Origin of the sequence: Phenylobacterium sp. (genome assembly GCF_046590535.1) — a bacterium.
GTDB lineage: Bacteria > Pseudomonadota > Alphaproteobacteria > Caulobacterales > Caulobacteraceae > Phenylobacterium.
This window is the reverse complement of sequence record NZ_JBKJTG010000240.1, coordinates 36,162-49,108: the sequence shown is the minus strand read 5'-3', so window position 1 is coordinate 49,108 and position 12,947 is coordinate 36,162. Positions and strand designations below refer to the sequence as shown.

Below are 12,947 nucleotides of genomic sequence, written 5' to 3'. Positions count from 1 at the left end.
GAGACGAAATTGCCGATAATTACGGATTCGGCGCGAAATCAGGGAATCCGGCGCGATTCAGTGCGGTTTGGGCCCAAACCGTAACAACGGTTCGAATCCAACTCTCTGTCGCCAAATTATGGAGATAATTCAAAGGACTGCGTGGCGGTGAGAGAGGGATTCGAACCCTCGTTACGGTTTCCCGTAAACACGCTTTCCAAGCGTGCGCCTTCAACCACTCGGCCACCTCACCTCGCCGTCTTGTGGCGCGAGGCCCCAAAGCGGAAGGCGCGCAATATACTGAGGCGGCCTAGCCCCGCAAGCGGCGCTTGGCCGATTGTTGCAGACGGTTGCGGTCGAACAGCGAGGCGGGTTCCCGCGCCGCGAGCCTGGCCTCCAGGGCGGGCGCGCGGGCGAGCCAGGTCCCCAGCCCCGCTGCGCCCTGGGGACGCCGCTCGCGGATGGCCTGCTGCTGGGCGGCAAGCCGGGTGTCGGCGCGGCGCAGGCGGGCGCGCTCGGCGGGAAGGTCCGCGAACCGTTCGTCGATCAGGCCCAGGCGCGCGCGGGCGGCCGCGACCATCATCACGGCAGTGGCCGGGTCGCCCTTGGCGAGGCTGGCCTGGCTGGCGGCCAGGGCGCGGCGGGAGTCGGCCATGAGGGTGGCGACGCTCACCGGCTCCCGGTCGGCGGTGGGGCAGGCCGCCGGGTCGAGGGCGCGGACGTAGGCCGCCAGGCCGTCCAGCACCGCTGGTGTCGGCCGCGGTCCGTCGAACTCCTCGACGATCAGGCCGGTGACGAAATCTTCCAGCGCCCGGCCTGAGCGCGCCTGCTCCACCTTCAACGCCGCCTTGGGCGCGGCCAGATCGGGGATTGGCCTGGGGTCGTCGAGGCCGTTGCCGCGCCGGGCGCTGAACAGCGAATGGGTGACGTCGGCGGTGCCCGGCGCACCGGAGACGCCGGGGAACTGGAAGTCGGGATTACCCCGCCCGCCGCGGTGACAGCTTTCGCAGGAAAGGCCAGAGCGCGCCGCGTGGCCTCCCAGGACAATCGGCGTGCGGAACGCCGCGCGGCCCACCTCGACGCTCAAGGCCGTGGCCGGATCGGCGGGCGGGCGAAGGCACTCAGTGGGCTGGGTGGCGAAGGCGCGCACGGTATCGACGTCCCGCGGCGCCCACAGCATGGCCCGAAGCGGTGGGCCCGCTCCGGCCGCCATGGCCGCCGCCGCCAGCCCGGCGAAGGCGCCGCCCGCTAAGGCCGCTGCGGATCGCCGCCCAGGTCGATCCAACGGCGCAGCTCCTCAGCCTCGGCGCAGCCGAAGGCGCAGGACCGCTCCAGGCTCGCCAGCATCAGCTTCGCGCCCTTGATGTCGCCGCGCTCGACCTTCAGCTCGCCATAGTACTCGGTGGCGCCGCGGTGGTCCGGTGCGATAGCCAGGGCCTCTCGGTAGTAGGCCTCCGCCCGCGCCGCGTCGCCCAGCTTGCGCCACGTGTAGCCCTGGTAGGTGATGATGTCCGGATGCGGCCCGAACACCGCCTGGGCGGCGCGCAGGGCCGTCAGTGCCTCCGGATAACGCTTCTCGTTGATCAGGCTCACCGCCTGGACATAGGCCGCGTCGCCGGCGGCCGCGCCCGCGAACAGCATGGCGCCCTCCAGGGCCGCGCTGGGCTTGGGCGCGTCAGGGTTCGTAAGCGCGCTTTCTACAGCGTCGGTCAGGGCTTTCAGGTTGGCCGCGTCGGAGCAGCTACCGCAGGCCTGGGTCTTCATCTTCAGCCAGTCGAGTTCCGCCTGGGCCTTGGCGTCCTTCAGGTTGGCCAACGCCAGACCGAGGCCCGCGTGGCTGAGGTGGTCGTCGGGGCTGATCTTGACGGCGCGCTCATAGGCCCGCCGGGCGCCCTTCCAGTCCGTGGAGCCGGCCTTGGCCGCGCCCAGCAGGCGCCAGGCGTCGGAACTGCGCGGCGCGGCCTCGGTCACATGCTCGGCGGCCCGGGCGGCGGCCTTGTAGTTCTTGGCCTGCATCGCCGCGATCGCCTTGGCGTATTCGGCGGCCGGATCGTACTGCGGCCGGCTCTCGCTGGGCATCGAAGCGCCGCCGCCGCCGCCCGAACCCGCCGCCAGGGCGGCTCCGGCTGAAAGGCCGACGATGGCGCCGGTCAGGAGCACGGCTCGCAGGATAGGCGTCATGGCGTTTCCTCCCGTAACGACGTTTGGCGAAGAGTGCCATGAAACGCGTTGGCCGTCAGCCACGTTTGGTAGGCGATGCAAAACCACGGCCGAGCCCTTATCTTGCAGGCTGCCAAACACCACGAGAGCCGGAGCCCGCGATGTTCTTCGCCAAGAAATCCCTCGAACTGCCGACGCCGGAGACCGCGCTGGCGGGCCGCCCGCAGCCGCTGCCCACGGCGGACGTCCACTTCGTCAACGGCCACCTGCTGAAGGGCCCCTATCCCGAGGGCTTCGAGACCGCGGTGTTCGCCATGGGCTGCTTCTGGGGCGAGGAGCGCAAGTTCTGGCAGGTCCCGGGCGTCTATGTGACAGCCGTGGGCTATGTGGCGGGGGCGACGCCCAACCCTACATATGAGGAGGTCTGCTCGGGCCGGACCGGCCACACCGAGGCGGTGCTGGTGGTATTCGACCCCAAGGTGGTGACCTACGCCCAGCTTCTGAAGACCTTCTGGGAGGGTCACGATCCCACCCAGGGGATGCGCCAGGGCAACGACATCGGCACCCAGTATCGCTCGGGAATCTATCCTGTGAACGAAGCCCAGGCTCAGGCGGCCGAGAGCTCCAAGCTCGCCTATCAACAGGCGCTGGCCAAGGAAGGCTACAGCAAGATCACCACCGAGATCGTACCGGCCGAGACCTTCTTCTTCGCCGAGGATTATCACCAGCAATACCTGGCCAAGAACCCGCACGGCTACTGCGGTGTCGGCGGGACCGGGGTCACCTGCCCCATCGGCGTCGGCGTCCAGGCTTGATCATGAACCCGGGGGCCTTCGACCGGGCGGCGCTGGCTTTGCCCGCGGCCACCCTGGGGATCGCCGAATGACCCGCAAGGAGGTCGATGCCGCCGCTCTGGCCCTGCCCGCCACGGCCAAGGTCGTGCAATGGGGAGATTCTGACGTCTACAAGGTGGCCGGGCGCGTGTTCGCTATCTGCACGACAGAGGGCTCGCTCTCCTTCAAGGTCACCGACATCGGCTTCGTGGCCCTGACCGAAGGCGGGCCGGGCCGCCAGGCGCCCTATCTGGCGAAGGGCGGCTGGGTGGCGGTGGATATCGATGCGTCGCCCGACGCCGACATCCTCGACTGGCTGGCCACGTCCTATGGCCTGATCGCGGCGAAGCTCACCCGCAAGGCCCGCACTGAGGCGGGCCTAGCCTAGCGGTCCTCCAGCGCCTTGCGCAGGTCGGCGATCGCCCCGGCCGCGGGCGAGCGTCGCTGGCGCCACAGCAGGATGGCCATAGCGCCCAGCGTCGCTGCCATGAATGGCCAGGCGCCGAACAGCCAGGCGGCCGCGGCCAAGGCGAAGTAGTAGCCCCGCACCCCGGCGTTGAACGACGACAGCGCCGGATTCAGTAGACGGGCCGCCATCGCCCCGTAATCCCGCGCCTCGCCCTCGGTCAGCATCTCCGGCGCGGCCCCCACCGCGGCGATGCAGTAGTTCATCTGCCGGATCGACCAGATGAAATCGAGCAGGCCGCGGGCGAGCGTCAGCAGCACCAGGGCCAACTGCAACTCGAACAGCAGCCGCGACGAGGTCTGGATCACCTGCAGGGCCGAGACGCTGCGGAAGGTGTTCTCGCCGCCGAACAGAGCGCTGGCCGAGGCTGCGATCAGGATCAGGTTGGAGGACGCGAAGAACGACGCCGAGTTCAGCGCGTGACCCAAGAGCTGCCCGTCCAGGAAGCGGTCCTTGCGGGCGGCCATGTTGCGCATCCAGGCGGTGCGAATCACGGTCATGTCGGTGTTGATCGCCCCGCCGTGCCGGCGCGACATCGCCCCCAGCAGCGGCTGGTAGAACAGCCAGCAGGCAGCGAAGAGCGCGAAGGCGGCAATATCCAGCGCCGGCACGCCTCAGTCCTCCTTGATCAGGCTGGTGACGTTGGTGTTGCGAAGCCGCAGCGCCACCAGGAAGGCGGCGGCCATGACCACGGAGACATAGACGTAGAAGCCGCTCTCGTTGCCGGCCTGCTTGAACCACAGCGCCATGTATTCCGCCGTGCCTCCGAAGATGGCGTTGGCCACCGCATAGGGCAGGGCGACGCCCAGGGCCCGCACATGGGCGGGGAACAGCTCGGCCTTCACCAGGCCGCTGACCGAGGTGTAGCCGGACAGAACAATCAGCAGCAGCACGATCAGCCCCAGCGCCGTAGCGGCCGAAGCTGTGGCGCCGATCGCCGACATGGCTGGGTAGGTGGCGAGCATCCCGCCCGCGAAGGCGAAGGCGATGGTGTTCTTGCGGCCCACCTTGTCCGACAGCCAGCCGAACAGCGGCTGGGCGCACATGTAGAGAATTAGGGCGATGGCGGTGATGCCGGTGGCCGCGTCCTTGGCGAAGCCTGCGGTGTTGACCAGGAACTTCTGCATGTAGGTCGTGTAGGCGTAGAAGGCCAAGGAGCCGCCGGCGGTCAGCACGAAGATCATGGCGCTCTCGCGGGGGTACTTCGCGAACAGCATCATGGTGTGGGCGCGGGGCGCGCCCTCAGCCTTGGCGGCGAGATAGGACGCGCTCTCGTCCATGCCGGTGCGGATCCAGAAAACCACCACGGCCAGGAGGCCGCCGATGGCGAAGGGGATGCGCCAGCCCCAGCTTTCGAGGTCGGCCAGGTCCATGGTCCCCTGCAGCAGGATCAGCACTGACAGCGCCAGGAGCTGGCCCATGATCAGGGTGACGTACTGGAAGCTGGCCCAGAAGCCGCGCCGTTTCCGGCCGGCCATCTCGGACATGTAGGTGGCGCTGGCGCCGTACTCGCCGCCGATCGACAGGCCCTGCACCAGGCGCGCGATCAGGAGGCCCGCGGGCGCCAGGGCGCCGATCTGCGCGTACCCGGGCAAAAGCGCGATGGCGAAGGAACCGAAGCACATCATGCCGACGCTGACCGCCAGCGCCTGGCGCCGGCCCGCCCGGTCGGCGTAGAGGCCCATGATCCAGGCGCCCACGGGCCGCGCCAGGAAGCCCACGGCGAACACCGCGGCGGCCTGCAGCAGCTGCGCAGTCTGGTCGCCCTCGGGGAAAAAGTGCGGCGCAAAATAGAGCGCGAACGCCGAATAGGCGAACCAGTCGTACCATTCGACGAGATTTCCCGCCGATCCGCCCAGAATTGCCTTGGCCCGCTTCAGGGGCGTGAGCCCCGGAGTGGTCAGTTCAGGCGGCGCCAGGGGCTCACCCCCGGTTTCTGTGGCGGTCATGTATCCTCCCCCGAACTAGTCAGGGGAGGATGCTAAGGGGTTTGGCCCTTAAGCCAAGGGTGGACGGTTACAACCGGCCCATCAGAACAAGGATGATGAGCACCACCAGCACCAGGCCGAGGCCGCCGCTCGGGAAATAACCCCAGCTACGGCTGTGGCCCCACGTCGGCAGGGCGCCGACCAGGAGCAGGACAAGGATGATGATCAGGATTAAGCCAAGCGACATTGAAATCTCCTCCAGGCTCTAACCGGCCCACGGGACTGCGAACGCGCGCCCTACAGTAGAGGTTCCGCAAGCCGTGAGACGCTCACTCGGCCCGGTCCGCGGTGTGGAAGCGGGCCTCGGTGTCCTTCACGCCGAGGGCGTACATCAACCCGATCCAGCCTCCCTTGACCCGCGGCAGGGCGGCCAGGATGACCGCGGTGAGCGGGATCAGGATGCCCGGCAGGGTGATGTAGGCGGGCGCTTCCCAAACCCACGGGAAGAACAGCAAGGGCGCCACGATCATGTGCCCCACCAGGATGATGGTCAGGTAGGCCGGCCCGTCGTCGGCCGGGTAGCGGGCGATGGCCAGGCCGCACGTTTCGCAGGTCTCGTTGATCTTCAGGTACTTGCGGAACAGCCGGCCCTGGCCGCATTGCGGACAGCGGTGCTTTAGCCCCCGCAGGATCGACGGGACCACCGGATGGTGTTGTTCAGCCATGGCGGGGGTATGCGCCCTCGACGCCTGGAACGGAAGTCTCTGCGCTCGTGAGGCCGCCCACGCCGGGCTAGAACCACCGCATGAACCCAGGCCTCCTCGCTCAACTCGTGCTGGCGGCGCACGTGGCGGTGATCGCCTTCAACGTGGCAGGGCTGGTGGCGATCCCGCTGGGCGCCCGGCTGCGATGGCGGTTCGTGCGCCTGCGCTGGCTGCGCCTGGCGCACCTGGCCTCCATGGCGGTGGTGGCCGCCCAGGCCGCAGTGGGCCGCGCCTGCTTCCTGACCCTGTGGCAAGCCGACCTCGGCGGCGGCGGGGCCGAGGCGCCGCTGATCATGCGGGTGGTCAACGGGCTGATCTACTGGCCGCTGCCCATGTGGGTGTTCACCGCGGCCTATCTGGCAGTGTTCGCCTATGTGATCGCGCTGTGGTGGCTGGTCCGGCCTAGTCGCCATCCATCTTCAGGGCCGCGATGAAGGCTTCCTGGGGGATTTCGACCTTGCCAAACTGGCGCATGCGCTTCTTGCCGGCCTTCTGCTTGTCCAGCAGCTTGCGCTTGCGGCTCATGTCGCCACCGTAGCACTTGGCGGTGACGTCCTTGCGCAGCGCCCGGACCGTCTCGCGCGCGATGATCCGGCCGCCGATCGCCGCCTGGATGGGAATCTGGAACATGTGCGGGCTGATCAGCTCCTTCATCTTCTCCACCATGCCGCGGCCGCGGGCCTCGGCCCGGTCGCGGTGCACCAGCATGGAGAGCGCGTCCACCGGCTCGGCGTTGACGAGGATGGACATCTTCACCAGGTCGCCCGGCCGGTAGTCCTCGATCTGGTAGTCGAAGGACGCGTAGCCCTTGGAGACGCTCTTCAGCCGGTCGTAGAAGTCGAACACCACCTCGTTGAGCGGCAGGTCGTAGACCACCAGCGCCCGCGAGCCCACGTAGGAGAGCTCGCGCTGCGCCCCGCGGCGGTCCTGGCAGAGCTTGATCACCGAGCCCAGATATTCGTCCGGCGTTAGGATTGTCGCCTTGATCCAGGGCTCGGCGATGGAGGCGATCTTCACCGGGTCGGGCATGTCGGCCGGGTTGTGCAACTCGATCTCGGAGCCGTCGTTCATGCCGATCTTGTAGATCACGCTGGGCGCCGTCGCGATCAGGTCCAAGTCGAACTCGCGCGACAGCCGCTCCTGGATGATCTCCAGGTGCAGCAACCCCAGGAACCCGCAGCGGAAGCCGAAGCCCAGCGCCGCGCTGGTCTCCATCTCGTAGGTGAAGGATGCGTCATTCAGGCGCAGCCGCCCGATGGCGGCGCGCAGATCCTCGAAGTCGGCGGCGTCCACGGGGAAAAGGCCGCAGAACACCACCGACTGCACTTCGCGGAAGCCGGGCAGGGCGGTCGCCGCGGGCTTGCGCTCATCGGTGATGGTGTCGCCCACGGCGGCCTGGGCCACCTCCTTGATCTGGGCGGTGATGAAGCCGATCTCGCCTGGGCCTAGCGCTTCGACCTCAGTGCGCTTGGGGGTGAAGACACCGATACGGTCGATGAGGTGGGTGGACCCCTGCTGCATCATGCGCACCCGCTGCCCTGACCGCAGCGTGCCGTCGACCACCCGGACCAGCACCACCACCCCCAGGTAGGGGTCGTACCAGGCGTCCACCAGCAGCGCCTTCAAGGGCGCGTCGCGGTCACCCTTGGGCGGCGGCAGGCGGTTGACCACCGCCTCCAGCACCTCGTGGATGCCCAGCCCGGTCTTGGCCGAGGCCAGCACGGCGTCGGAGGCGTCCAGGCCGATGACATCCTCGATCTGCTGGCGCACCCGCTCGGGCTCGGCGGCGGGCAGATCGACCTTGTTCAGGACCGAGACGATCTCGTGGTTGTTGTCGATGGCCTGGTAGACGTTGGCCAGGGTCTGGGCCTCGACCCCCTGGCTGGCGTCCACCACCAGGATCGAGCCCTCGCAGGCGGCCAGGCTGCGGGAGACCTCATATGCGAAGTCCACGTGACCGGGAGTGTCCATCAGGTTCAGGACGTAGTCGTGGCCGTCGTCGGCGCGGTAGTTGAGCCTGACGGTCTGGGCCTTGATGGTGATCCCGCGCTCGCGCTCGATGTCCATGTTGTCGAGGACCTGCTCGGTCATCTCGCGCTTGGTCAGCGCGCCGGTCTCCTGGATCAGCCGGTCCGACAGGGTCGATTTGCCGTGGTCGATGTGCGCCACGATGGAGAAGTTGCGGATGCGCTCAAGCGGGGTCGTCATGGGCGGTGCGTCTAGCACATTCCGGGGCGGGGGCGAGACGCGCGGCGCCCTGTCACGGCGAACAGAGTTAATCCCTCGTTAAACTGGCTGCCGCATTGACTGGCCCTGGGCGGGAGCTGGTTTCAAGACCCCCGAAGGAGAAACGCGCCCATGGATCGCCGCACCCTGATCGCCGCCGGTATCGTCACGCTCGGCACGGCCGCCGTGGCCCGCGCCCAGACGCGGCCGGCCAACGATGTCGCCACCGTGGCGCCGCCGCCATCCGCCGCAGACCCGGCGCCGCGAAGCGCGCCGGCCGCAGGCTCCAACACCACCGGCGTCCCGCCGAAGACCGAGACCTTTTCGCGCGACGAGATCGTGGACGGGGTTTCCGACTTCCTGGGCGTGACGGCGGAAGCCGCCGGCGGCGCAGTGGAGCGGATCTTCGCCAACAACGGACGGCCCACCGGTTATATCGCGGGTGAGGAAGGCTCCGGCGCCATCGTGCTCGGCGGCCGCTACGGGCGAGGCCTGCTCTACATGAAGGACCGCGAGCCGGTTGAAGTGTTCTGGCAGGGCCCCTCGGTCGGCTGGGACTTCGGCGGCAACGCCAGCCGCGTCTTCACCCTCTGCTACAACCTGGACGACCCGGAGACGATCTTCCAGCGCTTCCCCGGCGTCGAGGGCGTGGCCTATCTGATTGGTGGCCTGGGGGTGAACTACCAGAAGGCGGCTGGCGTCACTCTGGCGCCTATCCGCGCCGGCGTGGGCCTTAGGCTCGGCGCCAACGTCGGCTACCTGTCCTACACCAAGAAGCGCAACCGCCTGCCGTTCTGATCAGGGCCCGGCGGCCTCCCGCGGCCGCCAGCCGTCCTTATCCCCTCAGTTTTGCGCCCACCGCCTTTTCCGCGGCGGCCACGATGCGGCCCGACAGGGCCTCGATCTCGGCGTCGGTCAGCGTCTTCTCGCGGGGCTGGACGCTGACCTCGACGCCCAGCGACTTCATCCCCGCGGCCACGCCCGCGCCCTGATAGACGTCGAACACGCGCGCTCCGGCGATCAGCTGCTTGTCGGCCCCCATGATCGGGCGCACGAGGTCGCCGGCCGGCGTGTCTTCCGCCACCACGAAGGCGAAGTCACGGGTCAGCGGCATCAGCGGCGAGAGCTCCAGGGCGGGCTTGGTCTTCACCGCCTTGCGCTTGGGCTCGGGGATGGCGTCCAGGTTGACCTCGAAGGCCAGCATGGGCCCCTCGGCGTCCAGCGCCTTGAGGATCCGCGGGTGCAGTTCGCCGAACTCGGCGACCACGGTCTTAGGGCCAAGTTGCAGCCGGGCCGAGCGGCCGGGACGCCACCAGGCCTGGCCCTGGCCCTGGACCACCTGCAGAGCCGGCGCGCCCATCTCTTCCAGGAGCGCCATCAGGTCGGCCTTCAGCTCGAAGATCGGGTCGGGGTCCTGCCCGTCCCAGCGGCGCTGCGGATGCGGCGCGATCAGGGCCGCCACCGCCGTCATCTGATCTGCAGGCTGGTCGCCGCGGAAATAGGGCCCGACCTCGAAGATCGCCGCGTCTGCGAAGCCCCTGCGGGCGTTGCGGGCGGCGGCCTCTATCAGGTTCGGCAGGATCGAGGGGCGCATAGTCGACAGGTCGGTGGCGATCGGATTGCTCAGCACCAGGCTTGGGTCGCCGCCGCCGAACAGCTCGGCCCACTCCCGGCGCATGAAGCTCCAGGTCACTGCCTCTGCATAGCCCCGCGCGGCCATGGCCCGGCGCGCGTTGCGCATCCGGGTCTGGCGAACGGTCAGGGCGCCGCCGACTGGCCGGGGCAGCTGGGGCAGGGGCTCCGAAGGCAGGGCGCCGTAGCCCTCGATCCGCGCCACTTCTTCCACCAGATCGGCCTTGCCCTCCACGTCGCGGCGCCAGGAGGGTGGCGTCACCATGTCCCCGGCCACAATGAAGCCGAGCCGGGTCAGGATGTCGTCGATGCGGTTCGGTCCGACGCTGAGACCGGTCAGCTTGCGCACATGGTCCCGGTCGAAGGCGATCGCCGTGGGCGGGGCTGGCGTCTGACCAGCCACGCGCACCTCGGAGGCCTCGCCGCCGCAGATCTCCAGGATCAGCTGTGTCGCCAGTTCCAGGCCGGGGACCAGGGACTGGGGGTCGACGCCCCGGGCGAAGCGGTACTGCGCTTCGGAGGCGATGCCAGTGACCCGGCCGGTCTGGGCGGTGCGGATCGGGTCGAACCAGGCGCTTTCGAGGAACACCTCGGTGGTGGCCTCCGAACAGCCCGTGGAGGTCCCACCCATGACGCCGCCAAGCCCGATGGGCCGCTGGCCGCCGGCGTCGGCGATGACGCACATCTGCGGGCCGATGTCGTAGGTCTTGCCGTCAAGCGCGATGAGCTGCTCGTCGCGATGGGGCGCGGGGGAGGCTTCGTCGCCCGGGGTCGGCTCGCCGGGGCCACGTCCGAGGCGCGCCTCGATCAAGTCGCCGACCATCAGGGCCCGGTCATAGACATGCAGCGGCCGGGCGCGGTCGTAAGCCATCAGGTTGGTGACATCGACCAGCGCGTTGATCGGGCGCAGGCCCACCGAGACCAGCCAGCGCTGAAGCCAGGCCGGCGAGGGGCCGTTCTTCAAGCCGCGGATCACCCGGCCGGCGAACACCGGGCAGGCGTCGCCGTCGACGCGGATTTCGACCGGGCAGGGGAAGCTGCCCTTCTGCGGCACGGCGGGGCGGTCTTTCAGGGTCCCCAGGCCTGCGGCGGCCAGGTCCCGGGCTATGCCGGCCACCCCCAGCCAGTCAGGACGGTTGGGGGTCACCTCGAAGTCGATCACCGCTTCCAGGCCCAGGGCCTCGGCGGCGCCTTGGCCCACGGCCAAGCTGTCGGGTAGCTCCAGGATGCCCTCGGACTCCGCGGCGGTCTCCAGCTCAGCAGCCGAGCAGAGCATGCCGTTGGAGACCACCCCGCGCACCGGCCGAGCCTCCAAGGTCACGCCGGAGCCGGGCACATAGGCGCCGATGGGGGCGTAGATGGTGGTCAGGCCGGCCCGAGCGTTGGACGCCCCGCAGACGATCTCCTTGCGGCCATCCGCCGTGTCCACCTGGCAGACCCGCAGCCGGTCGGCGTTGGGGTGCTGTACGGCCTCGACGATCCTGGCCACGGAAAACCTGGCGAGCTTCCCGGCGGGATCGTCCACATGCTCGACCTCCAGGCCGGCCATGGTCATGGCCTCGACCACCTGTTCGACGGTGGCGTCGGTCTCCAGGTGAGCCTTCAGCCAGGAGAGGGTGAACTTCATCGATCGGCTCCTTCGCCGAGGATCTCGACCAGGCGGAAACGCTCCTGGACGACTGGCGTGCTGGTCACCGGGCCTATTTCACCCGCAACGGCGGCTTCGCCCCGGACATGCTGCTCTGGTGCGGTCTCGCTGTCGCCGAAGACGAAACCCTCCAGCGTGTTCCAGTCCTGCACCTCGCCCATCACGACAGGCCCGTCGCCGGGTTTGGCTGGGCAAAGGCTGAGAAACCGTAGTGGTCGAGCCAACGGACGTCGGAGGCGAACATGTCCCGCAAGTCCGGCATGCCGTACTTGAGCGTCGCCAGCCGGTCGATACCGAAGCCGAAGGCGAAGCCTTGCCAGACGTCCGGGTCGAGGCCGCAGTTGGTGAGGACGTTGGGATGTACCATCCCGCAGCCGACAATCTCCATCCAGTCGTCGCCCTGGCCGATCTTCACCTCGGCGCCGGAGCGCTCGCAGCGTACGTCCATCTCCGCTGAAGGCTCGGTGAAGGGGAAGTGGTGGGGTCGGAAACGGGTCTCCACCACCGGCGTCTCGAAGTACCGCGCGATGAAGGTCTCTAGCGTCCACTTGAGGTGGCCCATGTGGATGGCGCGGTCGATCACCAGCCCCTCCATCTGGTGGAACATTGGCGTGTGGGTGGCGTCCGAATCCGAGCGGTAGGTGCGGCCGGGGACGATCACCCGGATCGGCGGCTCCTGGCCGTTGGCCACCCAGGAGGGCAGCTTCTCGTTCAGGCCGCGCATAAGCCGCACCTGTACGGGGCTCGTATGGGTGCGCAGCAGCTTGCGCTCGCCGCGCTCGTCCTCCGGCAGCCAAAAGGTGTCGTGCATCTCCCGCGCCGGATGCTTGGGCGGGAAGTTGAGCGCGGTGAAGTTGTGGAAGTCGTCCTCGATGTCCGGGCCCTCCGCCAGGCCGAAGCCCATCTCGGCGAAGATGGCGATCATCTCGTCCAGCACCTGCATGGTCGGGTGCACCCGGCCGCGGCGCTCGGGCGGCGAGGGCAGGCTCAGGTCGACGCGCTGGGCGGCGAGCCTTGCGTCCAGCTCGGCGGCCTCCAGGTCGGTCTTCCGGATGGCGATCGCCGCGGCGACCCGGTCGCGCAGGCCATTGATCAGCGGCCCGCGCTCGCGGCGCGCGTCCGGGCTCATGGCGCCCAGAGTTTTCAGCAGTTCGGAGATGGAGCCAGACTTGCCCAGCGCCCCGACCCGCATCGCCTCCAGGGTGGCCACATCGGCCGCGGCGGCGATCTGCGCCGTCAGGCCGGCTTCAAGTTGCGAAAGGTCGGTCATCAGGACGGTGTCCTAGCCTGCGGTCTTCATCGGGTGAAGAG

At 68.8% G+C, this 12,947-nt stretch carries 14 protein-coding genes and 1 tRNA gene; 4 read left to right on the top strand and 11 right to left on the bottom strand.

The window, feature by feature from the left end; all coding sequences use genetic code 11:
* Window positions 1–142: 142 nt before the first annotated feature.
* The 3 genes from ACLL81_RS15045 to ACLL81_RS15035 form a co-directional block, all read right to left on the bottom strand.
* Window positions 143–232: transfer RNA gene (locus ACLL81_RS15045), tRNA-Ser, on the bottom strand.
* A 57-nt stretch (window positions 233–289) separates the two neighbouring features.
* On the bottom strand, window positions 290–1,264 hold the full coding sequence (locus ACLL81_RS15040; protein ID WP_411289173.1) for a hypothetical protein: 975 nt from the start codon (window positions 1,262–1,264) through the stop codon (window positions 290–292).
* Window positions 1,228–2,160: a tetratricopeptide repeat protein gene (locus ACLL81_RS15035; protein ID WP_411289172.1), complete on the bottom strand. Its 933-nt coding sequence runs from the start codon at window positions 2,158–2,160 to the stop codon at window positions 1,228–1,230. The genes ACLL81_RS15040 and ACLL81_RS15035 overlap by 37 nt, the downstream gene beginning before the upstream one ends.
* A 140-nt stretch (window positions 2,161–2,300) precedes the next feature.
* Here ACLL81_RS15035 and msrA point away from each other — a divergent pair, with 140 nt between their 5' ends.
* Window positions 2,301–2,954, top strand: coding sequence for a peptide-methionine (S)-S-oxide reductase MsrA (gene msrA / locus ACLL81_RS15030; RefSeq protein ID WP_411289171.1), 654 nt, complete (start codon window positions 2,301–2,303; stop codon window positions 2,952–2,954).
* Window positions 2,955–3,021: 67 nt separating this feature from the next.
* Window positions 3,022–3,360, top strand: a complete 339-nt coding sequence (locus tag ACLL81_RS15025; protein WP_411289170.1) for an MmcQ/YjbR family DNA-binding protein — start codon at window positions 3,022–3,024, stop codon at window positions 3,358–3,360.
* Here the strand turns inward: ACLL81_RS15025 and ACLL81_RS15020 are convergent.
* The 4 genes from ACLL81_RS15020 to ACLL81_RS15005 form a co-directional block, all read right to left on the bottom strand.
* Window positions 3,357–4,049, bottom strand: a complete 693-nt coding sequence (locus ACLL81_RS15020) for a DUF599 domain-containing protein (protein WP_411289169.1) — start codon at window positions 4,047–4,049, stop codon at window positions 3,357–3,359. The genes ACLL81_RS15025 and ACLL81_RS15020 overlap by 4 nt on opposite strands.
* A gap of 3 nt (window positions 4,050–4,052) precedes the next feature.
* Window positions 4,053–5,387: an MFS transporter gene (locus ACLL81_RS15015; RefSeq protein WP_411289168.1), complete on the bottom strand. Its 1,335-nt coding sequence runs from the start codon at window positions 5,385–5,387 to the stop codon at window positions 4,053–4,055.
* A gap of 67 nt (window positions 5,388–5,454) precedes the next feature.
* Window positions 5,455–5,613, bottom strand: a complete 159-nt coding sequence (locus ACLL81_RS15010) for a DUF3309 family protein (RefSeq protein ID WP_411289167.1) — start codon at window positions 5,611–5,613, stop codon at window positions 5,455–5,457.
* Between the two features lie 82 nt (window positions 5,614–5,695).
* Window positions 5,696–6,091: a DUF983 domain-containing protein gene (locus ACLL81_RS15005; protein ID WP_411289166.1), complete on the bottom strand. Its 396-nt coding sequence runs from the start codon at window positions 6,089–6,091 to the stop codon at window positions 5,696–5,698.
* An 80-nt stretch (window positions 6,092–6,171) separates the two neighbouring features.
* Between ACLL81_RS15005 and ACLL81_RS15000 the strand changes: the two genes are divergently transcribed.
* On the top strand, window positions 6,172–6,564 hold the full coding sequence (locus ACLL81_RS15000) for a DUF2784 domain-containing protein (RefSeq protein WP_411289165.1): 393 nt from the start codon (window positions 6,172–6,174) through the stop codon (window positions 6,562–6,564).
* Here the strand turns inward: ACLL81_RS15000 and lepA are convergent.
* The gene (gene lepA, locus ACLL81_RS14995) at window positions 6,533–8,338 is read right to left on the bottom strand and encodes a translation elongation factor 4 (RefSeq protein WP_411289164.1); all 1,806 of its coding nucleotides are present in this window, start codon (window positions 8,336–8,338) and stop codon (window positions 6,533–6,535) included. The two genes, ACLL81_RS15000 and lepA, sit on opposite strands and share 32 nt — an antisense overlap.
* A 150-nt stretch (window positions 8,339–8,488) precedes the next feature.
* On the opposite strand from lepA, the gene ACLL81_RS14990 reads away from it, so the two are divergent.
* Window positions 8,489–9,154 (top strand): DUF1134 domain-containing protein, encoded by a 666-nt coding sequence (locus ACLL81_RS14990; protein ID WP_411289163.1) that lies wholly within the window; start codon window positions 8,489–8,491, stop codon window positions 9,152–9,154.
* Window positions 9,155–9,191: 37 nt separating this feature from the next.
* On the opposite strand, the gene pheT is transcribed toward ACLL81_RS14990, so the two are convergent.
* From pheT to pheS, 3 genes are read right to left on the bottom strand one after another with little or no spacing between them, the layout of a single operon-like run.
* Window positions 9,192–11,615, bottom strand: coding sequence for a phenylalanine--tRNA ligase subunit beta (gene pheT / locus ACLL81_RS14985; protein ID WP_411289162.1), 2,424 nt, complete (start codon window positions 11,613–11,615; stop codon window positions 9,192–9,194).
* Window positions 11,612–11,797, bottom strand: a complete 186-nt coding sequence (locus ACLL81_RS14980) for a hypothetical protein (RefSeq protein WP_411289161.1) — start codon at window positions 11,795–11,797, stop codon at window positions 11,612–11,614. The genes pheT and ACLL81_RS14980 overlap by 4 nt, the downstream gene beginning before the upstream one ends.
* Window positions 11,797–12,906 (bottom strand): phenylalanine--tRNA ligase subunit alpha, encoded by a 1,110-nt coding sequence (pheS, locus tag ACLL81_RS14975; protein WP_411289160.1) that lies wholly within the window; start codon window positions 12,904–12,906, stop codon window positions 11,797–11,799. The genes ACLL81_RS14980 and pheS overlap by 1 nt, the downstream gene beginning before the upstream one ends.
* Window positions 12,907–12,947 lie beyond the last annotated feature (41 nt).

Excerpts from the sequence above, each read along its gene's own strand:
- pheS (WP_411289160.1), bottom strand. The coding sequence starts at position 12,906 with ATGACCGACCTTTCGCAACTTGAAGCCGGCCTGACGGCGCAGATCGCC.
- lepA (WP_411289164.1), bottom strand. The coding sequence starts at position 8,338 with ATGACGACCCCGCTTGAGCGCATCCGCAACTTCTCCATCGTGGCGCAC.
- ACLL81_RS15025 (WP_411289170.1), top strand. The coding sequence starts at position 3,022 with ATGACCCGCAAGGAGGTCGATGCCGCCGCTCTGGCCCTGCCCGCCACG.
- ACLL81_RS15035 (WP_411289172.1), bottom strand. The coding sequence starts at position 2,160 with ATGACGCCTATCCTGCGAGCCGTGCTCCTGACCGGCGCCATCGTCGGC.
- ACLL81_RS15010 (WP_411289167.1), bottom strand. The coding sequence starts at position 5,613 with ATGTCGCTTGGCTTAATCCTGATCATCATCCTTGTCCTGCTCCTGGTC.
- ACLL81_RS15015 (WP_411289168.1), bottom strand. The coding sequence starts at position 5,387 with ATGACCGCCACAGAAACCGGGGGTGAGCCCCTGGCGCCGCCTGAACTG.
- ACLL81_RS15005 (WP_411289166.1), bottom strand. The coding sequence starts at position 6,091 with ATGGCTGAACAACACCATCCGGTGGTCCCGTCGATCCTGCGGGGGCTA.
- ACLL81_RS14980 (WP_411289161.1), bottom strand. The coding sequence starts at position 11,797 with ATGGGCGAGGTGCAGGACTGGAACACGCTGGAGGGTTTCGTCTTCGGC.
- ACLL81_RS15000 (WP_411289165.1), top strand. The coding sequence starts at position 6,172 with ATGAACCCAGGCCTCCTCGCTCAACTCGTGCTGGCGGCGCACGTGGCG.
- pheT (WP_411289162.1), bottom strand. The coding sequence starts at position 11,615 with ATGAAGTTCACCCTCTCCTGGCTGAAGGCTCACCTGGAGACCGACGCC.
- ACLL81_RS14990 (WP_411289163.1), top strand. The coding sequence starts at position 8,489 with ATGGATCGCCGCACCCTGATCGCCGCCGGTATCGTCACGCTCGGCACG.
- msrA (WP_411289171.1), top strand. The coding sequence starts at position 2,301 with ATGTTCTTCGCCAAGAAATCCCTCGAACTGCCGACGCCGGAGACCGCG.